This window comes from Micromonospora echinospora (assembly GCF_014203425.1).
Taxonomy (GTDB): Bacteria; Actinomycetota; Actinomycetes; order Mycobacteriales; family Micromonosporaceae; genus Micromonospora; species Micromonospora echinospora_A.
On sequence record NZ_JACHJC010000001.1, the window covers coordinates 3,873,581 to 3,894,093 of the forward strand.

General features: G+C 74.1%; 18 protein-coding genes. 10 read left to right on the forward strand and 8 right to left on the reverse strand.

The window, feature by feature from the left end:
* Positions 1–4: 4 nt before the first annotated feature.
* On the reverse strand, positions 5–2,833 hold the full coding sequence (locus tag FHU28_RS17910) for an AfsR/SARP family transcriptional regulator (protein WP_184685670.1): 2,829 nt from the start codon (positions 2,831–2,833) through the stop codon (positions 5–7).
* Positions 2,834–2,953: 120 nt separating this feature from the next.
* On the reverse strand, positions 2,954–3,574 hold the full coding sequence (locus FHU28_RS17915; protein WP_184685672.1) for a calcium-binding protein: 621 nt from the start codon (positions 3,572–3,574) through the stop codon (positions 2,954–2,956).
* Positions 3,575–3,807: 233 nt separating this feature from the next.
* On the opposite strand from FHU28_RS17915, the gene FHU28_RS17920 reads away from it, so the two are divergent.
* Positions 3,808–4,455, forward strand: a complete 648-nt coding sequence (locus FHU28_RS17920) for a maleylpyruvate isomerase family mycothiol-dependent enzyme (RefSeq protein ID WP_184685674.1) — start codon at positions 3,808–3,810, stop codon at positions 4,453–4,455.
* 24 nt (positions 4,456–4,479) lie between these two features.
* On the opposite strand, the gene map is transcribed toward FHU28_RS17920, so the two are convergent.
* Positions 4,480–5,253 (reverse strand): type I methionyl aminopeptidase, encoded by a 774-nt coding sequence (gene map, locus FHU28_RS17925; protein WP_184685676.1) that lies wholly within the window; start codon positions 5,251–5,253, stop codon positions 4,480–4,482.
* 66 nt (positions 5,254–5,319) lie between these two features.
* Here map and FHU28_RS17930 point away from each other — a divergent pair, with 66 nt between their 5' ends.
* The 3 genes from FHU28_RS17930 (at position 5,320) to bla (ending at position 7,404) form a co-directional block, all read left to right on the forward strand.
* A complete protein-coding gene (locus FHU28_RS17930) occupies positions 5,320–5,610 on the forward strand; it encodes a helix-turn-helix domain-containing protein (protein WP_073829730.1) in 291 nt (96 codons plus the stop codon).
* 49 nt (positions 5,611–5,659) lie between these two features.
* On the forward strand, positions 5,660–6,268 hold the full coding sequence (locus FHU28_RS17935; RefSeq protein ID WP_184685678.1) for a DUF6518 family protein: 609 nt from the start codon (positions 5,660–5,662) through the stop codon (positions 6,266–6,268).
* A 239-nt stretch (positions 6,269–6,507) separates the two neighbouring features.
* Positions 6,508–7,404, forward strand: a complete 897-nt coding sequence (gene bla / locus FHU28_RS17940; RefSeq protein ID WP_221454131.1) for a class A beta-lactamase — start codon at positions 6,508–6,510, stop codon at positions 7,402–7,404.
* Between the two features lie 13 nt (positions 7,405–7,417).
* Here bla and FHU28_RS17945 read toward each other — a convergent pair whose 3' ends face one another.
* Positions 7,418–8,896 (reverse strand): glutamate-cysteine ligase family protein, encoded by a 1,479-nt coding sequence (locus FHU28_RS17945; protein ID WP_184685682.1) that lies wholly within the window; start codon positions 8,894–8,896, stop codon positions 7,418–7,420.
* A gap of 156 nt (positions 8,897–9,052) precedes the next feature.
* Between FHU28_RS17945 and FHU28_RS17950 the strand changes: the two genes are divergently transcribed.
* A complete protein-coding gene (locus FHU28_RS17950; protein WP_184685684.1) occupies positions 9,053–9,424 on the forward strand; it encodes a DUF3817 domain-containing protein in 372 nt (123 codons plus the stop codon).
* Here the strand turns inward: FHU28_RS17950 and FHU28_RS17955 are convergent.
* Both FHU28_RS17955 and FHU28_RS17960 read right to left on the reverse strand, forming a co-directional pair.
* Positions 9,405–10,295: an alpha/beta fold hydrolase gene (locus FHU28_RS17955; RefSeq protein ID WP_184685685.1), complete on the reverse strand. Its 891-nt coding sequence runs from the start codon at positions 10,293–10,295 to the stop codon at positions 9,405–9,407. The genes FHU28_RS17950 and FHU28_RS17955 overlap by 20 nt on opposite strands.
* A gap of 36 nt (positions 10,296–10,331) precedes the next feature.
* A complete protein-coding gene (locus tag FHU28_RS17960) occupies positions 10,332–10,880 on the reverse strand; it encodes a hypothetical protein (protein WP_184689670.1) in 549 nt (182 codons plus the stop codon).
* Positions 10,881–11,022: 142 nt separating this feature from the next.
* On the opposite strand from FHU28_RS17960, the gene FHU28_RS17965 reads away from it, so the two are divergent.
* The 3 genes from FHU28_RS17965 to FHU28_RS17975 are packed head-to-tail and all read left to right on the forward strand — an operon-like array spanning position 11,023 to position 14,986.
* Positions 11,023–12,147, forward strand: a complete 1,125-nt coding sequence (locus FHU28_RS17965; protein WP_184685687.1) for a baeRF2 domain-containing protein — start codon at positions 11,023–11,025, stop codon at positions 12,145–12,147.
* Entirely contained in the window at positions 12,140–13,888 is a 1,749-nt protein-coding gene (locus FHU28_RS17970; RefSeq protein ID WP_184685689.1) for a thiamine pyrophosphate-binding protein, read from the forward strand. The genes FHU28_RS17965 and FHU28_RS17970 overlap by 8 nt, the downstream gene beginning before the upstream one ends.
* Positions 13,889–13,939: 51 nt before the next feature.
* Positions 13,940–14,986: an iron-containing redox enzyme family protein gene (locus tag FHU28_RS17975; RefSeq protein ID WP_184685691.1), complete on the forward strand. Its 1,047-nt coding sequence runs from the start codon at positions 13,940–13,942 to the stop codon at positions 14,984–14,986.
* Positions 14,987–15,120: 134 nt separating this feature from the next.
* On the opposite strand, the gene FHU28_RS17980 is transcribed toward FHU28_RS17975, so the two are convergent.
* A complete protein-coding gene (locus tag FHU28_RS17980; RefSeq protein ID WP_073829723.1) occupies positions 15,121–15,345 on the reverse strand; it encodes a CDGSH iron-sulfur domain-containing protein in 225 nt (74 codons plus the stop codon).
* Positions 15,346–15,533: 188 nt separating this feature from the next.
* Between FHU28_RS17980 and FHU28_RS17985 the strand changes: the two genes are divergently transcribed.
* Together FHU28_RS17985 and FHU28_RS17990 are read left to right on the forward strand one after the other, a co-directional pair.
* Positions 15,534–16,949, forward strand: coding sequence for a hypothetical protein (locus FHU28_RS17985; protein ID WP_184685693.1), 1,416 nt, complete (start codon positions 15,534–15,536; stop codon positions 16,947–16,949).
* A 245-nt stretch (positions 16,950–17,194) separates the two neighbouring features.
* Positions 17,195–18,334: a SigB/SigF/SigG family RNA polymerase sigma factor gene (locus tag FHU28_RS17990; RefSeq protein ID WP_184685695.1), complete on the forward strand. Its 1,140-nt coding sequence runs from the start codon at positions 17,195–17,197 to the stop codon at positions 18,332–18,334.
* Between the two features lie 103 nt (positions 18,335–18,437).
* Here the strand turns inward: FHU28_RS17990 and ctaD are convergent, their stop codons facing one another.
* Positions 18,438–20,441: an aa3-type cytochrome oxidase subunit I gene (gene ctaD / locus FHU28_RS17995; RefSeq protein WP_184685696.1), complete on the reverse strand. Its 2,004-nt coding sequence runs from the start codon at positions 20,439–20,441 to the stop codon at positions 18,438–18,440.
* Positions 20,442–20,513: the final 72 nt, after the last annotated feature.

Sequence of the window (20,513 nt, forward strand, 5' to 3'; positions counted from 1 at the left end):
CCGCTCACCGGTGAAGTTTGCGCCGTACCGCCTCGGCGTCGGCGTGACCGAGCTCCTCGTACAGCGCGAGTGACCGCCGCCAGGCGTCCCGGGCGGCGTCCGCCCGCCCGGCCGCGGCCCACGTGTCGCCGAGGTGGTCCAGCACGATGCCTTCGGCGTGCCGGTCACCGATCTCGGCGAACAGGGCGAGGGCCTGCTGGAAGCAGTCGACGGCCTGCTCGTACTCGCCCAGGTGGTGGTGGGCGAAGCCGATGCTGTCCCATGTGTTCGCCTGCCCGTACGCGCTCCCGGCCTGCTCGGACAGGGCGAGCGCGCGGCGGCAGAAGGTGATCGCGTCGTGGTGCTCGCCGAGTTGCGAGTGGTACCAGCCGATCGCGTTGAGCGCGACCGCCTGCTTGAGCGGGCTCCCGACCCGTTCGTAAAGGGCGAGGCTCTGCCGCGCGTGCGGCAGAGCCTCCCGGGGCTGCCGCTGCCGGTCGTGCAGCATGCTGAGGTCGAAGTGGGTGTGCGCCCGCCCCTCGTCGTCGCCCAGCGCGGCGAACAGGTCCAGCGCGGCGAGCAGGTTGCGCTGCGCCTCGGCGTGCCGGCCGAGGTTCGAGCAGGCCCCGGCCAGGAGCCGGTGCGCCTGCGCCTGCGCCGGGCGGTCGCCCGAGCGCCCGGTCGCCTCGACCGCCCGGCGGGCCACAGCGGCCCAGTCGTGCCAGTGGCCCTGCCTGTCGAAGTAGGTGGCCAGGGTCCACGAGAGCTGCCCGGTGGCGACGTCGAGGCCGTTGCCGGCGGCGTACTCGATGATCGCGAGGAGCACCTGGTGCTCGCCGGTGAACCAGGCCAGCGCCGCAGCCAGGTCGTCGAGCCGTTCGGCGGTCACCCACGGCGCGGCGGGCGCCAGGGTCAGCGGGTCGCGCTGCGGGGACAGCAGCAGCGCGGCCGCGTGCGCGGTGTGCAGATGATGGTCGACCAGCCGGCGCAACGCGGACCGGGAACCGGCCGGGTCACCGCTCGCCCGCTCGACCGCGAAGCTCCGGACCAGGTCGTGCATGCGGTACCGGCCCGCGACGTGTTGCTGCACCAGGTGCGCGTCGACCAGTTCGCGCAGCGGCGGGCGCAGCTCGTCCGGCGTACGGGCGGTCATGCTGGCGGCCGCGGCCCGGCCGATGTCCGGGCCCGGGGCGAGGCCGAGCAGCGCGAAGACCTCCGCCGCGGCCGGGGTGAGCGCCGCCAGCGAGCGGGACAGCACCACCCGTAGGTTCGTCGTCACCTCGTCGCCGGCCAGCGCGTCCAGCGGGCTGACCGCTGAGGTCAGCTCGGCCGCGACGGACGACAGGGCCAGTTCGGGGTTGAGCGCGGCGCGGGCCGCCACGATCCCGAGAGCCAGCGGCAGGCCCCCGCAGAACCCCAGGATGTCCGCGACGGCGTCCGGCTGTCCCGCCACCCGCGCGGCGCCCACCTGCCGGACGATCAGCTCGCGGGCCTCGTCGTCGGGCAGCACGTCCAGCGGCAGCGGTCGCGCGCCGTGGGTGGTGACGAGACCGGCCAGCTGCCGGCGGCTGGTCACCAGGACCGCGCTCGTGGGGGTGCCCGGCAGCAGCGGTATCACTGTGGCGGCGTCGCGGGCGTCGTCGAGGACCACCAGCAGCCGGCGGCCGGCGACGAGCGTGCGGTACAGCGACGCCTGGGCCTCCGGGTCGGCCGGGACGCGCGCCGGTTCGACGCCGAGCGCTTCGAGGAAGCCGCGCACCGCGACCGGCCATTTCACCGGTTCCGAGGCCGGGTCGAAGCCGCGCAGGTTGACGTAGAGCTGCCCGTCGGGGAAGCGATCGGTGTTGGCGTGCGCCCACCGTAGAGCGAGCCATGTCTTGCCGACGCCACCGCCGCCACCGATGGACGAGATCACCACCGGCGGCCCGGCGCCGTCCGGGCGTCCCGCGTCGCCGAGTTGTTCGTCGAGGCGCGCGAGCTGGGCGGTCCGGCCGGCGAAGACGCCGGGCGACGCGGGCAGCTGCCGGGGCACGGCGCCCGCGTCCCGTGCCCCGCCCGGCGACGGGCCGGTGGCCGCCGCTGCCGGTTCCCCCTCTTCCGGGAACTGCGGCGGCGCGACCGCCGCGTCGGCGGTGAGGATCTGCTGGTAGAGCTGTGCCAGCGGCGGGCTGGGGTCGGCGCCGATCTCGGCGGCCAGCCGGCGGCGCAGCCGGTGGAAGTGCTCCAGGGCGTCCGCCTGCCGCCCGCACCGGTACAACGCGAGCATCGCCTGCGCCGCCAGGCGCTCGTCCCACGGGTACCGGCCGCTCAGATCCAGGACGTCGGGGAGGAGGCGGGCGTGCGCGCCCCGGCGCATCGCGATGTCGTTGCGGTCCAGCGCCGCCGCGAGCCGCTGCCGGTCGAGGGTCTGCCGGTAGGCCGCCAGCCACGGCGTGGTCAGCCCGTCGAACGCCTCGCCGCGCCAGAGCCCCAGCGCCCGCTCCAGGCAGCCGATCGCCGTCACGTCGTCCCCGGCGCGCCGGGCCTGCTCGGTCAGCGCGCGGAAGCGGTGCAGGTCGACGCGGTCCGGGTCGACGGCGAGCAGGTAGCCGGGATGGCGCCGGACGATACGGACCTCGTCCGCGCCGGCCAGCGCCTGCCGGAGCCGGGACAGGTAGCCACGCAGGGTGGCGGCGGCCCCGTCCGGCACCTCGTCGCCCCAGACCCGGCTGATGAGCTGCCCGGCCGCGACGACCCGGTTGGGCTCGACCAGCAGAGCGGCGAGGACGCACTGCTGACGGGCGTGACCGATCCGGACCGCCCGGCCGTCGACCCGGACGTCCAGGTCGCCGAGCACCCGGAACTCCACCGCCACGGACTGTCACGGTAGCCGCGGACGGTGCTGGTTGGAGCGGCCTGACGACGATCCGACAGGCGGCAGCGCGACGGTCCGCGTTCCCGGTCTCCCGGTGCGCGGACCGCCGTGCCGGCGGGATCACGGGCAGTTGGTCGGGAGATCCACTGTGGGCCGGAAATCGTCGATCACCGCGTCCGGGCCGCAGTCACCCTCGTCCCAGCCGGGGCCGCCGACCAGGGTGTCCACGCCCTTGTCGCCGAAGAGGTAGTCGTCGTTGCTGCCGCCGTCCACGCGGTCGTTGCCGTCCAGGGCGCTGGGTCCGATGAAGCGGTCCCCGTGGATGGTGTCGACGCCACCGTCGCCGTGGAGGTTGTCGTTGCCCAGGTCGCCCCAGATGTCGTCGCCGTGAAAGCCGCCGTAGACGATGTCGTCGCCGCTGTTGGCCTGGATGTTGTCGCTGCCGGCGAGCCCGCAGATCACGTCGTCGTAGACGCTTCCGACGATGACGTCGGAACCGGTTGTGCCGATGATGAACTCCGGGCCGTTGTTGTTGGTGCTGGTGTAGAGCCCGCCGACGGGCACGTACTGCGGGTCGTATCCGAACGGCACCGGTGCTCCGGAGTAGGGGCCGCAGTCGGCGGGGACGATGTAGGCCGCCGACGCCGGGGCGGCGCCGCCGGCCAGGCCCGCGGCGGCCAGGACGAGCGCCCCGACCATCGAGGCGGTGGTACGGGCGGTGGAGAGGTACCTGTGTGACATGACGCTTCTCCCTTGCGGTTGATGTGTGCGAGAAGCGTCATCGGCGAGCGTTCAGCGGACGTGCAGCAAACGTGCAGCCCTCGCCCTCAGCGTCGATCTTGGAGTTGTGGCGCCTCGAAGGTCGCACAAGTCCGGTTCGTGAACCACCACAACTCCAAGATCGGCGGGCGGGGAGCGGTGAGTTCGTCCAGGCAGCGCGGTCCTACCTCCGACGGCCCGACCCTGGAGGTTTCATGTCCGACACGCTGACCCGCCGTGAGCTGTGGGCGCTCGCGCACACCGAGCGCGCCGCCCTGGCCGACGACCTCGCCGGTCTCGACGCGGCGCAGTGGGCGCGGCGCTCGCTGTGCGGCCGGTGGACGGTGCAGGAGGTGGTCGCGCACCTCACTGCGGCGGCGAGTGTCGGCCGCGCCCGCTGGGTCGCCAGCGTGCTCGGCGCCCGGTTCGACTTCGACCTGCACAACGACCGCCGGCTGGCCGAGCACCGGGGCGCCGACCCGGGGGAGACGCTCGACCGGTTCCGCCGGATCATCGGCAGCACCACGTCGACGTTCGGGCCGACCGAGGCGTGGCTCGGTGAGGTGGTCGTGCACGCCCAGGACATCCGGCGTCCGCTCGGCCTGGCACGGACGCCGTCGGTCGAGGCGATGACGCCGGTCGCCCGGTTCTACGCCGGGCGGGACTTCACGGTCGCCGGGCGCAGCGCCATCGACGGCCTGCGGGTGGAGGCGACCGACGGGCCGTTCACCGCCGGCGACGGCCCGCTGGTCAGCGGCACCACTGTGGCGCTGATGATGGCGATGGCCGGGCGGGCCGCGTACTGCGACGACCTCACCGGGCCCGGCGTCCCCACGCTGCGGGAGCGGTGCGCGGCCGCGTGACCAGGGCCCCCGGCCGGGCCCGGGTCACGACCTCGGCAGCGTCAGGATCTCCGCGCCGTCGTCGGTGATGGCGATGGTGTGCTCGCTGTGCGCGGTACGGCAGCCGGTCGCGCTGCGCAGCGTCCACCCGTCGGCGTCGGTGACGAGCGTGGCGGTGTCCGCCATCACCCACGGCTCCAGCGCCAGCAGCAGCCCGGGGCGCAACGTGTAACCGCGCCCGGGCCGGCCGGTGTTCGACACGTGCGGGTCCTGGTGCATCGTCGACCCGACGCCGTGGCCGCCGAACTCGGTGTTCACCGAGTATCCGGCCGCGGTGAGGACCGATCCGATGGCGTGCGAGAGGTCGCCGACGCGGGCGCCGGGACCGGCAGCGGCGATCCCGGCGCGCAACGCGCGCTCCGTCGCGTCGATCAGCGCGACGCTCTCCGGAGGCCGGGCGTCGCCGACGAGGAAGCTGATCGCGGAGTCGGCCACCACCCCGCCGAGGCTGACGGCCAGGTCGAGACTCAGCAGGTCACCGTCGGCGAGCGCGTAGTCGTGCGGCAGCCCGTGCAGCACCGCGTCGTTGACCGACGTGCAGATGTAGTGGCCGAACGGCCCGCGCCCGAAGGACGGCTCGTAGTCGACGTAGCAGGACTGCGCCCCGGCCTCGACGATCATGCGCTGGGCCTGCCTGTCGATGTCGAGCAGGTTGGTGCCGACAGTGGTGCGGCTGCGAAGCGTCTGAAGGATGTGGGCGACCAGGGCGCCGGTGTCCCGCGCCCGCCGTACGTCGGTGGGGCTCAGGATCTCGATCATGCAGGCGCCTTCCTCGCGCGACCAATAAGTATCCCGGTCATGTTATCCCGGTATTAGAATCTCGGCATGGTCCGGTTGCCCCTCACCCCCGCCGAGGTCGAGCGCGGGCAGCGCCTCGGCGCGCTCCTGCGTCGCGCCCGGGGCGAGCGATCCATGCTGCTCACCGCGCTCGACGCGGGTGTCTCCCCGGAGACGCTCCGGAAGATCGAGTCCGGCCGGGTAGCCACCCCGGCGTTCCCCACCATCGCCGCGATCGCCGACGTCCTCGGCCTCTCCCTCGACGCGGTGTGGTCGGAGATCAACCACTCCGACGACGCGGTGCGTCTCGCGCCGTCCGAGCGGCGCCTCGCCTCGTAGGGCCGCCGTGTCGACGAGGAGAGCATACCGAGTATGTAAGCTCGCATGCATGCCACCCTCGCGTCGCGCCGTCGCGTTTGTCGTACCCGTCGCCGGATTCCTGCTCGGCTTCCTGGACTTCGTCTGGATCAAGCGGGTGCCGTTCCCGTTCGCCGAACTGGGCAACTCCACAGCCACCTGGGCGGTGGCCGCGTTCGCGCTGGGCTGGTGGATCAGGTCGGGCGCGGTGCGCGCCGCCGTGGCCGCCAGCGTGCTGCTGATCGTCGCGGTGCCCAGCTACTACCTGGCGGCCACGCTGCTCCAGGGCGACGACCTCGCCGTGATCTGGGCGGTCACCTCGTTCGTCTGGATGGCGTTCGGCGTGGTGGCGGGCGTGGTGTTCGGTGTCGCCGGAATCTGGGCGCGGACCGACGGATGGCGGCGCGTCGTGGGGACCGCGCTGCCGGTGGCCGTGTTCGTCGAGGAGGCGCTGCGGTTCGCGCTGAAGTCGCGGTCGGACTATCCCGGCGTGTGGTGGAACGTCGCCATCGACCTCGGGCTCGCCGCGCTGCTTGTGGTGCTGGTCGGCCGGTCCGCCCGGGTGCGGCTGCTGGCCGCCGCGGTGGCGCTGCCGCTGGCCGCGGCGGGCGCTGTCACGTTCGCCGCCGTCGCGGGCTGACCTGCCCCGCCGGCCGGCGGGCCACCGGCCGAGGCGGCGGCCGCAGGGGCGGCCAAGGCGGCGCGCCGCAGCGCCGGCCAAGGCGGCGCGCCGCAGCGCCGGCCGAGGCGGCGAGCCACAGCGCCGCCGAGGCGGCGGACCACCGGCCCGACGGGATCGGCGACAATGATCCGAGAACGGCGTGGTCCGGACGAAAGGGGAGGAAACGGGTGATCCGACGGCAGGTGCTCGCGGCGGCGATGCTCACGGCGACGGCCCTGGTGGCCGGCTGCACAAAGGACCAGCCCGAAGCGGCACCGTCCACCAGCGCCCCGACCGCATCCACGCCGAACGCCACACCGAGCGCCGAGCCGGTACCCGCGCCGGCCGAGCTGGCGGCGCTGGAGCGGCGCTTCGGCGCCCGCATCGGCGTCTACGCCGTCGACACCGGCACCGGGCGCACCCTCGCCCACCGGGCCGACGAGCGGTTCGCGTACGCCTCGACGTGCAAGGCGCTCGCCGCGGGCGCGGTGCTGGCCGCCACGTCCGACGCCGACCGGGACCGCGTGCTCCGATACCGGCGCGCCGACCTGGTGGCGCACTCACCGGTGACCGAACGACACGTGGACACCGGGATCGCGCTGCGGGATGCCGCCGAGGCGGCGGTGCGGCACAGCGACAACACCGCCGGCAACCTGCTGTTCGACGCGCTCGGCGGCCCGGCCGGCTTCGAGCGGGCGCTGCGGGACGTCGGCGACCGGGTCACCCGGCCGGTCCGCACCGAGCCGGAACTCAACGCGGCCACACCCGGTGACACGCGCGACACCAGCACGCCCCGCGCGCTCGTCGGCTCGCTGCGGGCGTACACGCTGGGTGAGGCCCTGCCGCCCGCGGACCGTGACCTGCTGCTGGGCTGGATGCGGGCCAGCACCACCGGCAGCGGCCTGGTCCGGGCCGGCGTGCCGGCCGGGTGGCAGGTGGCCGACAAGTCGGGCACCGGCGGGTACGGCACCCGCAACGACATCGCCGTGGTGTGGCCCCCGGACGGGGCGCCGATCGTGCTCGCCGTCCTGACCAGCCGCGACAGCCGCGACGCGAAGCCCGACGACGCGCTGGTCGCCCAGGCCGCGCGGGCGACGGTGACCGCTTTGCGCTGACGGGAGGCCCGGCTCAGGGGATGGGCCACTCGTGCACGGGCCGGTTGCTGTGCATCAGATCGACGTAGTGGCGGACCACCTCGCGCAGCGCCGCCGGCCGGTCCAGGTGATCGGCCGACTCCAGCCGGTGCAGCGTCTCCACCTGCCAGGTCGCGCCGTTACGGCTGGTCAGGCAGCGCTGCTCGACGATGCCGAGCAGCCGGTCCCGTTCGGCCGGGTCCACGCCCCACCGGTCCAGCCCGTGGTGGGCCAGCGGCAGCAACCGGCGCAGCACCAGCTCGGTCACCGGCAGGTAGCCCAGCCCGGGCCAGTACACCTGGGCGTCGATGCCGTGCCGGGCGCAGGCCTGGAAGTTCTCCTCGGCCGCGCTGAACGACATCTGCGACCACAGCGGACGGTCGGACTCGGCGAGCGCCCGTACCAGGCCGAAGTAGAACGCGCCGTTGGCGACCGTGTCCAGCACCGTCGGCCCGGCCGGCAGCACCCGGTTCTCCACCCGCAGGTGCGGGCGGCCCTTCAGCACGTCGTAGACCGGCCGGTTCCACCGGTAGATGGTGCCGTTGTGCAGGCGCAGCTCGGCCAGCTTCGGCACCCCGCCGCTGTGCAGCGTGGTGGCCGGGTCCTCCGGGTCGCAGACCGGCAGCAGCGCCGGGAAGTAGCGCACGTTCTCCTCGAACAGGTCGAATACCGAGGTGATCCAGCGTTCCCCGAACCACACCCGCGGGCGTACCCCCTGGGCCTTGATCTCCTCCGCCCGGGTGTCGGTGGCCTGCTGGAACAGCGGCACCCGGGTCTCGCGCCACAGCTCCCGGCCGAAGAACAGCGGCGAGTTCGCGCCGAGCGCCACCTGGATGCCGGCGATCGCCTGGGCCGCGTTCCAGTAGTCGGCGAACTGCGCCGGGCTGACCTGGAGGTGGAACTGGGTGCTGGTGCAGGCCGCCTCCGGCGTGATGGTGTCGGCGGTGGTGGCCAGCCGCTCCACCCCGCTGATCGCGATCGGCAGGTCCTCGCCCCGGGCGGCGAAGATCTGCTCGTTCAGCAGCGCGTACCGGGGATTGGCCGACAGCGTCTCGGCGGTCAGGTGCTCCGGGCGCAGCGTCGGCAGGATGCCGACCATGACCATGTGCGCGCCCACCGTGCGGGCCTTGGACTCGGCGGCGTTCAGGCTGGCCCGCACGTGCTCCTCGAAGGCGGCCGTGCCGGTCCCGGCCAGCCGCCGCGGCTCGACGTTGATCTCGACGTTGAACTGGCCCAGCTCCGTCTGGAACGCCGGATCGGCGATCGCCTCCAGCACGTCGGCGTTGCGCATGGCCGGGTCGAAGTCGTCGTCGACCAGGTTCAGCTCGATCTCCAGGCCGGTCATCGGCCGTTCCACGTCGAACCGGGACTCACGCAGCATCTCGGCGAAGACGTCCAGGCACCGCCGGACCTTCTCGCGATAGCGGGCCCGGTCCTCCCGGCTGAAGGTACGCACGCCGACGTCCTCGCCCATGGTCACCACCCTGTCACCGTTGGTTCTTCCCAACCTCGCACGGAGCGGCGGGTCAGGAAAGGCCCGGAGGACCTTTTCTGTACCCCGTGGCGGCCCTGGTGATCCCCGTCGCGGGCCCGTGGGTTCCGTCCGGGCAGCCCGGACACGGCGGCTAACATGGCCGCCGACGGCGAAGGGGAGTGGCTGATGCGCGACGGGTGGATCCGGGCGTTCGTGGTGGCGGCGTTCGCCGAGGCCTGCTCGTGGGCGGCGCTGCTGGCCGGCATGGCGGTCAAGTACGGCCCGCCCGGAAACGAGATCGGTGTGAAGATCTTCGGCCCGATCCACGGCGCGTTGTTCGTGGTCTACGGCCTGCTCACGCTCGTCGTCGCCCTGCGGCGTCGCTGGACGCTCGTGCAGGCCGGGCTGGCCCTGGTCAGCGCGGTGCCGCCGTTCGCCACGGTGCTGTTCGAGCGCTGGGCGCGCCGCCGGGGCCTGCTCGACGCGCCGGCCCCGGCCGAGCGGCCGCTCACCCCCGCCGGTCGCTGAGCGCGGCGAGGTCCTCCGCGAGGAAGCCGGCCAGCACGTCGGTCAGCTCGTGCGGCGCCTCCTCGGCCATGTGGTGCCCGGACGGGATCGAGGCGGTCCGCACGTCGTCGGCCCAGTCCCGCCAGATGGCGGCCGGGTCGCCGTACAGGTCGATCATGTCGTCGCGCTCGGACCAGGCGAACAGCACCGGGCAGGCGATCCGGCGCCCGGCGGCCCGGTCCGCGTCGTCCGCCGCCCGGTCCGGCCCGAGCCCGGCGCGGTAGTCCTCGCACATGGCGTGCACTGTCGCCGGATCACCGATGGCCCGCCGGTAGTCGGCGTACGCCTGCTCGCCCATCTCCTCCGGTGAGCCGCCGTACCAGGCGTCCGGATCGGCGTTGATCACCCGCTCGGCCGGCTTGGCGAGCTGACCGAGGAAGAACCAGTGCCACCAGCGGGCGGCGAACCGGGCGTCGCAGCGGGCCAGCGCCTCGCCGATCGGCACCCCGTCCAGCACCCCGAGGCGGCTCACCCGGTCCGGGTGGTCCAGGGCGGTCCGCATGGCCACGTACGCCCCGCGGTCGTGACCGATCACGGCGGCCCGGCGGTGGCCGAGCGCGTCGAGCAGCGCCACCACGTCGGCGGCCATCGCCCGCTTCGAGTAGACCGTGTGCTCCGGGTCGCTCGGCGGCTTCGACGAGCCGCCGTAACCGCGCAGGTCCGGGCAGATCACCGTGTGCCGCGCGGCCAGCCGCGGCGCCACCCGGTGCCAGGTCGCATGGGTACGCGGGTGCCCGTGCAGCAGCACCACCGGCGGCCCGGCGCCGCCGTGGCGCACGCGCAGGCGTACCGGCCCCACGTCGATCTCGGTGAGCGTGAATCCTGCGAACATGGCCGCAGCGGTGCCCACCGCCGACGACGGGGAAACCTAGGTCAGCGCCGAGCAGGCGGCCACGCCGAACAGCAGCACGGCGCCCAGCATGGCCTGCAACAGCAGCGCCGGACCCAGGTGCGACCAGAGTGTGGCGGTACGCGGGCGCAGCAGCTGACCGGTGGTCAGGTTGACGATCCGCTCGATGCGGGGCGCCAGGTCCGCGTCGCGCTGGGCCCGCAGCGTGAGCTGGACGTGATCGCCGGGGTGCAGCGCGCTCTGCGGCAGGTGGCCGTGCAGCTCGACCTCGACCAGCCGGCCGCTCGCCTCGCGAACCCGGACCGGGGTGACCAGGAACTCCGGGCCCTTCTTCAGCTCCTTGAAGCTGCGCCGGGCCCCGCCGCCACCGCTGCTGAGCAACGCGCGCACCACCTTGAGCAGCAGCCCCACCACCCCCGCGGCGGTCAGCACCGCGACCAGCGCCGGCTGCGCGACACGTACCTCCCGGGCGTAGCCCTCCATCAACCGGACCAGACGGCCGGTGACGACGCGCTCCGCCGGGTGGACGACGCGTCGGGTGTGCAGCTCCGTGTCCATGTTCACCACCGAGAGTTCCGATCCGTGCACAGATGGTATCGACCCGTGGAGTTGAACGACGTGAATGAACACTGGTCACGCCCGGGAAGCCGGCAGGTGAACTCCGCCGGGGCGCGGGTATGCGTGCGGCCGAGCCGGAAAGGGGTCGAGCATGCAGCTGTCCTTCCTGCGCCCGGTCTACAACCGTCCCGGGCCCTGGTGCTCGGTGTACCTGGACGCCTCCCGCGACACCCAGGACGCGCGAGCGCAGGTCGACCTGCGCTGGCGGGCCCTCAAGGGCGACCTGCTGAGCCAGGGCGCCGACCCGGTCACCGTCGAGGCGGTGGAGGAGGTCGTCCGCCGGCACCAGCCGATGCCCGGCGACTACGGCATCGCCGTCTTCGCCACCCGGGGCCGCGTGGTGCTCACCGAGTACCTGTCCGCGCCGCCGCTGCGTGACCTGGCGAGCTGGTCGGCGCTGCCGCACACCATGCCGCTCGTCGCCCAGCGCGGCGAGCAGGTGGCCTGGGTGCGGGTGCTTGCCGACCGCACCGGCGCGGACGCGATGGCGGTGAGCGCCGGCGGCGTGCCCCGCCGCGCCCACGTCACGGGCGCGCAGAGCCGGCAGCTGCGGCGCGTGCAGCCGGGCGGCTGGTCGCAGTCGCGCTACCAGCGCGCCGCCATGGAGGCGTGGCATCAGAACGCCGGTGACGCCGCCGCGGCCACCGCCGACCTTGCCGAGCGGGTCGGCGCGGACGTGGTGGTGGTGGCCGGGGACATCCGGGCCACCGGGATGATCGCCGCCCAGCTGCCGGAACGGTGGCAGGACGTGCTGGTCCGCACCGACGCCGGCGCCCGCGACGTCGGCGCGGACGACACGCTGATGGACGACATCACGGCGCAGACCGTCGCCGAGGTCGCCGACCGGCGCGTCACCGCCGCCCTGGACCGCTTCGGCGTGCAGGAGGACGTCGGCGCCGGCCTCGACGCCGTGGTCTCCGCGCTGCAACGCAACCAGGTCGACACCATGCTCATCGTGGACGACCCGTCCGCCGACGGCGAGCTGTGGGTGGGCCCCGAGCCGACCGAGATCGCCACCGACCCGGGCCAGCTGGCGGACATGTCCGTGGCCGACCCGCAGCGGGTACGCGCCGATGCCGCGCTGCTGCGCGCGCTGATCGGCACCGACGCGGACCTGACAGTGCTCGCGCCGGAGGAGGCGCCGGAGCTGACCGACGGGGTCGGCGCGGTGCTGCGCTACGTCGACGCGAGCACGCCAGGGCGGGGTAATGGCTGAGCGCATCGTCGCCGACCTGGTGGTCGAGCGCCTGCGGGCCTGGCGGGTGCCGCGGGTGTTCGGCTGTCCGGGCGCGGCGATCGCCCCGCTGGTGGGCGCGCTCGACGACGCGGGCGGGGACCCGGCTTTCGTCCCCGCCCGGCACGAGGAGACCGCCTCGTACATGGCCACCGGGCACGCGAAGTTCACCGGCGGCGTCGGGGTGTGCCTGGCGACCCAGGGGCCCAGCGCGGTGCACCTGCTCAACGGGCTCTACGACGCCAAGCTCGACAGCAAGCCGGTGGTCGCGATCATCGGCGAGGACGTCACCGGCCCGCTCGGCGGCGCGCACGAGGAGATCGGGCTGAGCCGGCTGTTCGGCGACGTGTGCAACCAGTTCGTCCGCTACGGCCGCCGGCCTGAGCAGGTGCCGGCGCTGCTGGACCAGGCGTTCCGTACCGCGGCCGCGACCCGCAGCCCGACCTGTGTGGTGCTGCCACGGGTGTTGCAGGTCACCGCCGTACCGGACCTGCTGCCGCAGACCGCCGGCGTGGTCACCGCGACGCCCGGCGAGCCGCTGGCCCGGGTGCTGCCGCACGACGCCGACCTGGACGCCGCCGCCTCGCTGCTCGGCAACGGGCGGCGGGTGGCGGTGCTGGTCGGTCAGGGCGCGCACGGCGCGGCCGAGGAGATCGTCGCGCTGGCCGACCGGCTCGGCGCGGGCGTCGCCACGTCGCTGCTCGGCAAGCCGGTGCTCGACGAGCGGCTGCCGTTCCACACCGGCGTGCTCGGCGAGGTCGGCACCACCGCCGCCGCGCAGCTCATGGGCAGCTGCGACACGCTCCTGATGATCGGCACGAATGACCCGTGGACCGACTGGTTCCCGATGCCGGGACAGGTGCGCACCATCCAGATCGACATCGACGGCCGGCGCATCGGCACCCGCTACCCGGTGGACGTGCCGCTGGTCGGCGACGCCGCCGAGACGCTGCGGGCGCTGCTGACCCGGGTACCCGACCAGCCCCTGCGCGAGTGGCGCGGCATGGTGGAGAAGATGGTGGACCGGTGGCGGGAGACCGCCGCCGAGCGCGCGGCCGCCCCGGCCGAGCCGGTCAACCCGCAGCTCGTGCTCCGCGAGCTGTCCGCCCGGCTGCCCCGGCACGCCGCGGTCGCCGTCGACGTCGGCTCGGTCATCTACTGGTACGCCCGGCACCTGGAGCTGCCGCCGGGGGTGCAGGCGCAGCTGTGCGGCACGCTCGGCTCGATGGGCTGCGCGCTGCCGTACGCGGTCGCGGCCAAGCTGGCCCGCCCGGACGAGCCGGTGCTCGCGCTGCTCGGCGACGGCGCGATGCAGCTCAACGGCCTGGCCGAGCTGATCACGGTGGCCCACCACTGGACGCGGTGGCGCGATCCCCGGCTGATCGTGCTGGTGCTGAACAACCGGGACCACTCCGGTGTGGGCGGCGGGCGGACGCCCGGGGGGCGGCGCTCCGACGTGCCGTACGCCGGGTGGGCCCGCCTGCTCGGGCTGCACGGCGTCCGGGTGGACCGGCCCGACCTGGTCGGACCCGCCTGGGACGAGGTGCTCGCGGCCGACCGGCCGGCCGTCCTGGAGGCGGTGGTGGACCCGGCCGTGCCGCTGGAGCCGCCCGAACCGGCGCTGGCCGACCTGCGTGGCCTGGTGACCGACGGGGACGCCGCCCGCCGGGTGCGGGAGCGGGTGATCCAGACCGAGGCCATCGCGGCGGACGAGGTCGTTTAGCCGGATCACACCGGGGCACTGCGACCAGGCACAACAGTCCCGGGAGGTCCCATGTCCGTCGCCGCCGGCCGTCGCTACGGCCCCGCCCCACTGCCCGCCGTCCGCGGCCCGGTCTCCGCCGCGCTGCTCACCGCGCTGAGCGGGACGCCCGGCGAGCTGCCCGCCGGGCTGGGCGCCGAATTCGGCGCGGTGGCCGCGCCGCTGACCGACGAGGACCTCCAGCTCACCCTGTTCCTCTGCTACGAGCTGCACTACCGGGGCTGGTCGGGCGTCGACGAGGCGTGGGAGTGGGAGCCGTCGCTGCTGGCGCTGCGCGCCCGCGCCGAGCAGCCGTTCGAGGCCGCGCTGCGGCAACTGGCCGGCCCGGCGCCGGCGGTGCTGCCGGCCGCCCTGCCGGCGGCGCTCGCCGACGTGGTGACCGCCGACGGCGGCCCGCCGCTGGCGGCCACGCTGCAACGCCGGGCCGACCTCGACCAGTTCCGCGAGTTCGTGACGCACCGCTCGATCTACCACCTGCGCGAGGCCGACCCGCACAGCTGGGCGCTGCCGCGCCTCGGCGGTCCGGCGAAGGCGGCGCTCGTGGAGATCCAGACCGACGAGTACGGCAACGGCCGGCTGGACCGGATGCACGCCGAGCTGTTCCGCACCACGATGGACCGGCTCGGCCTGGACACCGGGTACGCCGCCCATCTGGACCGGGTCCCGGCGGTGACGCTGGCGACGAACAACCTGATGTCGCTGTTCGGACTGCACCGGCGGCTGCGCGGGGCGCTGCTCGGGCACCTGGCCGCTTACGAGATGACCTCGTCGCTGCCGAACCGCCGCTACGGCAACGGACTGCGCCGGCTCGGCTTCGACGCGGTGGCCACGCGCTTCTACGACGAACACGTCGAGGCCGACGCCGTGCACGAGCAGATCGCCGCGCACGACATGTGCGGCGGGCTGGTTCGGGCCGAGCCGGCGCTCGCGTCCGACGTGCTGTTCGGCGCCGCCGCCGCGCTGGCGGTGGACGGCCTGTTCGCCGCGCACCTCCTCACCGCCTGGTCGGCCGGGCGGTCGTCGCTGCGCCCACCCCACCACGCCCTCGCGGCAGCCTGACCCGCGCACCCCCTACTCCCGCGATCTTGCAGTTCGGGCCCCATGAGTGCCCGGTTCGGGAGGTTTTCCGGGTCCCGAAGTGCAAGATCGGCGGGCGGGCGGGCGGGCGGGCGGGCGGGCGGGGTGGGGTGGGGTCAGGCCTCGCGGTCGCTGCCGGCCCGGAAACCCGCCACCTTGTGCGTGCCGTCGCAGAACGGCTTGATCGCGCTCTTGCCGCACCGGCACAGCGCCACCGTGCCCCGGCGCGTCTCGATCGGCGTCCCGTCGGGCGTGACGAGCGCGAAGTCGCCGCGCACCAGCAGTGGTCCGTCCCGGTACGGGGTGATGGTCGCCGCCGGGGTGCTCTCGTCGTCGGGCATGCGCCCTGCAGTGCCCGTCCCGGTCCGGCCCAAACCCGCGTCCGAGCGCCGTTGCGCCCACGACGGCGGGCGCGCGGCGCGACGGCGTAGCTGGGTGCCGCGGGCGGTGCGGCCATGGGGCGGGCCTTGGTCCTCACCAGTGGGGAGATGCCCCGTTTAGACCCCAGAGGGACGGGAAGCCGGGCCGCGTGGTGAGCGAACGAGTCGAACGGACGCCGGTCAGCGGCGCCGGGCTGCCCGCGGAGCGGGTGGTGGCGGCCGGCAGCGCCGCCCGGATCCTGGTCGCCGTGACCGCCCGGGCGCTGCGCGGCGACGACTGCGGCGACCTGGGCCACCCGCGTGCGCTGTCCCGCCTCACCGGCGCGCCCGAGCCGGTACGCCGCGCCGCCGCCGTCCGGGCCGCCGGGCGTGCGGCGCTCACCGCCGCCCAGGTCGCCGCCGTGGACGCCGAACGGGTGGCCGGATGGTTCGCCGGGCAGTACCCGGACCGGCGCTGGCCCGGGGTGGTGCTCGGCTCGCCGCACGGTGCCGCCGCCCACCTCGCGGTGGCGCTCGGCGTGCCCTGGCTGCCGGCCGGCTTCGAGGTCGCCGCCCAGTGGAGCCGGGGCGCTGTGGACCGCCCGGACGCCGCGTACGACCACGGGGTCCCGCTGGCCGACCGGCTGCTCACCGGCAACCCCAGGGTGCACGTACGGCAGGTGCACTGCCCGGCCAGCCGGGGCGCGGCAGCCGGCGCGGTGGTGACGTTCGCGGTCCGCTGGCGCGCGCTGCCCCGGGCGTACGCGCGTTTCCTGGCCGACCGGCTGGAACCGGCGGCGCCGGTGCTGCTGCTGCACGACGCCCGGACCTGGCCGGTGCGCGACGGCGGCGACGGGCACAGCTTCCAGGCCGGCTGCCCGGCCGGCGGGCTGGACCCGGTCGACTTCCACCCCGACGCCCGCGCGTTGGGCCAGGTGCTGCGCGCCGCCGGCGGGGACGAGGCGCGCTGGGCGGCGCCGGAGGTGACGGTGGCGGGCGCGTTCGCCGAACACGGAGTGGAGTCCGGTTTCGAGCACGACGCCCGCTCCTGGGGCGATCGGCACGGGCATCCGCTGTACCGGGTGGTCGTGCCGCAGCCGGACGCGCTGAGCGCGGTGACTGCCGACCTGTACCGGCGCTGGCTGCGGCGGGCCGGTAAGACCGGGGACCGGCTGGTGGTGGAGTGCGGTCGGCTGCTCGATCCGGGACAGGTGCTGCGGGCCGGTCTGGTGCCCTACTGGTGCGAGAACGCCACCGCGCGCCGGGTGGCGGGCGTCGAGTGGTGGCTGGCCGGCAGCGAGCCGTTCAGCTCGGTGGACGTGCTGGCCGAGCCGCCCGGCCTGCGCTCGCCCGCGCACGCGGGGCTGCCGCAGTGGCTCGCCGTGGCGGGGTTCGGGCGCCGCCGCCGGGCGCTGGACCGGGGTGCCGCGCGCGGGTATCCGGTCGCCTCGGTACCCACCCGACGTGCCACGGAGGTGTTGCGCAACCAGCCCTGCGACCTGCCCGCGCCGCCGCCGTTGCGGATGGCCGACGCCCTCGCCGCGCTCCGCGACGCCGGTGCCCACCAGGGCCTGCTGGTCTGCTGACGCGCCCGCCGGTGACGGCGCGCCGGGCATCCTGGCGAAACATCCTCGCGATCCTGCGGTCCGTGATTGAGTACCTACGGAGCGGGAAGAACGCTCGCCGCGGAACGGCCCACACGCCGTGCGGCGAACGGCCACCGCTTTCGACGTACTCCGTCACGTAACCCAACTTCCTCACCCGGTGCGTGGTCCGACCACGCGCACGACCGGTTACGACCGGGCGGGGACCTTCGGCGAGGGGGGCGCGGATGTTCGGACAGACCACCACACCCAGACCCACACCACCGACCACCGACCGGGGCCTGGAGGACCTGGACGCCGCGGCGCTCGCGTACGCGGCCCGGATCGAGGGACTGCCACCGGAACGGCGGCAGGAGGCGCGGGACGACCTGGTCCGGTTCGCGTTGCCGTTCGCCGGCCGGCTGGCCCGGCGCTACCGGGGACGCGGCGAACCGCTGGAGGACCTGGAGCAGGTGGCCCGTCTCGGGCTGGTCAACGCCGTCGACAGGTACGACCCGGAACGGGGCTCGTTCACCGCGTACGCGGCGATCACCATCGTCGGCGAGATCAAACGGCACTTCCGCGACCGCACCTGGGGCGTGCACGTGCCGCGCCGGCTGCGGGACCTGATCCTGGAGGTCGGGCAGGCGACGGCGACGCTCACCAGCGAGCTGTCCCGCGCCCCCACGGTGGCGGAGCTGTCCGCCCGGCTGGAGACGCCGGAGGAGGAGATCCTGGCCGCGCTGGAGTCGGCCGCCGGCTACAGCCCGGCGTCGCTCAACGCGCCGGTCGGCGGGGAGAGCTCGGCCGAGTTCGGTGACCTGGTCGGCGAGTCCGACCACGCGCTGGAGTCGGTGGACGACCGGGTTACGGTGAGCGGCCTGCTGCACCGGCTGCCCTGGCGGGAGCGCCGCATCCTGGCGATGCGCTTCTACGGCAACCAGACCCAGGCGGAGATCGCCGCCCGGTTCGGCATCTCGCAGATGCACGTGTCCCGGCTGCTGTCGCGGGCGCTGACCTGGCTGCGCCAGGCGATGCTGGCCGAAGCGCCGCCGCCCTGGCAGAACGGCGCCGCCGAGGCCGAGCCGGCGAAGGCCCGCATCTCGGTGAAACAGAACGGCGACCGGGTGGTCGTCGAGGTCGGCGGCGAGGTCGACCGGGCCGGCGCGGACCAGCTGCGCCGGGCCGTGCTCAAGGCGGTCACCGGGCAGCCTCGCGAGGTGGTGGTGGACCTGGTGGGGGCGGGTGGCTTCGACGCCGGCGGGATCGCCGCGCTGATGGCCGGGCGGGACGCCGCCGCGCGTACCGGGGTGCCGCTGCGGCTGACCCGGGTGCAGCCGGCGGTGCGCCGCTCGCTGACCGCTGCCGGACTGCCGGCCGCCGACTGACCCGCCGCACGCACGTACCGCGCCGGCTCCCCACGACGGGGAGCCGGCGCGTGGCGTACGACGAGGGCCGGCGCCCGCACGGCGCCGGCCCTCGTGCTCCGTCTCAGTTCTCCGGGGTGTCCCCGTGCCCGCGCGGGTGCCGCCACCTTTCGTTGGGCTGCTCGTCGCGCTCGGCGTTGAGGGCGCTGTCCTCCGGCTCGTCGGTCTCCTCGAAGCTGGGCCGGCGCACCTCCTCCGGCGCCGGCACCTCCACCGGCCGGGCGCCGGACTGCGGCGCGGGCTGGTAGTCCACCGCCTCGGGCGCGCCGTACGCGCCGCCGGCCGACGGCGACTCCGGCGCGTGGTGCTCGTGGTGCAACTCCTCCCGGAACGTCTGCGGCGGCTTCGTGGTGCGCTGCGGCAGGTCCCGGCCCAGGTCGGAGACGAGCGGACCGTACTTGAGGTCGAACGCCGGGCGCTCGGAGCGGATGCGCGGCATCCGGTCGAAGTTGCGCAGCGGCGGCGGGCACGTGGTGGCCCACTCCAGCGAGTTGCCGAAGCCCCACGGGTCGTCCACGGTGACCAGCGCGCCGTACCGCCACGACTTCCAGATGTTCCAGATCACGAACAGGGTGGACGCGCCGAGCACGAACGAGCCGATGCTGGAGATCGTGTTCAGCGTGGTGAAGCCGTCGCCGGGCAGGTAGTCGGCGTACCGGCGCGGCATGCCCTCGTTGCCCAGCCAGTGCTGCACCAGGAACGTGGCGTGGAAGCCGATGAACATGGTCCAGAAGTGCATCTTGCCCAGCCGCTCGTCGAGCAGCCGCCCGGTCATCTTCGGGAACCAGAAGTAGAGCCCGCCGAACGCGGCGAACACGATGGTCCCGAACATCACGTAGTGGAAGTGCGCCACCACGAAGTAGCTGTCGGTGACGTGGAAGTCCAGCGGCGGGCTGGCCAGCAGCACCCCGGTCAGACCGCCGAGCAGGAACGTCACCAGGAAGCCGACGGCGAACAGCATCGGCGTCTCGAACGTGATCTGGCCCTTCCACATGGTGCCGATCCAGTTGAAGAACTTCACCCCGGTGGGCACCGCGATCAAGAAGCTCAGGATGCTGAAGAACGGCAGCAGCACCTGCCCGGTGGCGAACATGTGGTGCGCCCAGACCGTCATCGACAGCACGGTGATGGCGATGGTGGCCAGCACCAGGCCGGTGTAGCCGAAGATCGGCTTGCGGGAGAACACCGGGATGATCTCGGTGATGATGCCGAAGAACGGCAGCGCGATGATGTACACCTCGGGGTGACCGAAGAACCAGAACAGGTGCTGCCAGAGCATCGGCCCGCCGGTCGTCGCGTCGTACACGTGCGAGTGCAGCAGCCGGTCCGAGGCCAGCGCCAGCAGCGCGGCGGCCAGCAGCGGGAACACGAAGATCACCAGGACGCTGGTGAGCAGCGCGTTCCAGGTGAAGATCGGCATCCGGAACATCGTCATGCCGGGCGCGCGCAGCGTCACGATCGTGGTGATCAGGTTGACCGCGCCGAGGATCGTGCCCAGGCCGGACACGGCCAGGCCGACCACCCACAGGTTCGCGCCGACGCCGGGGGAGTGCTGCGCGGTGCTCAACGGCGTGTACGCGGTCCAGCCGAAGTCCGCCGCGCCGGCCGGGGTGGCGAATCCGCCCACGACCATCAGGGCGCCCAGGAAGTAGAGCCAGTACGCGAACGCGTTGAGGCGGGGGAACGCCACGTCGGCGGCGCCGATCTGCAGTGGCACCAGGTAGTTGGCGAACCCGAAGAACAGCGGGGTCGCGAACAGCAGCAGCATCACCGTGCCGTGCATGGTGAACATCTGGTTGTACTGCTCCGGGGAGACCACCTGCATCCCCGGCCGGGCCAGCTCCACCCGGATGACCAGCGCCAGGATCCCGCCGACGATGAAGTACGCGAACGACGTGATCAGATAGAGCAGGCCGATCTGCTTGGCGTCGGTGGTGCGCAGCAACCGCCACAGCGCGTTGCCCTTCACCGCTTCCCGTACGGGCCCGGGGAATCCCCCGAACCGGGCCGGCGCGAGGATCGCGGGCCCCCGGTCTCGTGCCGGTTCCGTGACTACCCGCTTGGGCATGGCATCTCACCCCGTGTGACGACAGACAGGACGGGCGGGCGTACCCGGCCCCCTGCCCATGTAACCAGGCGA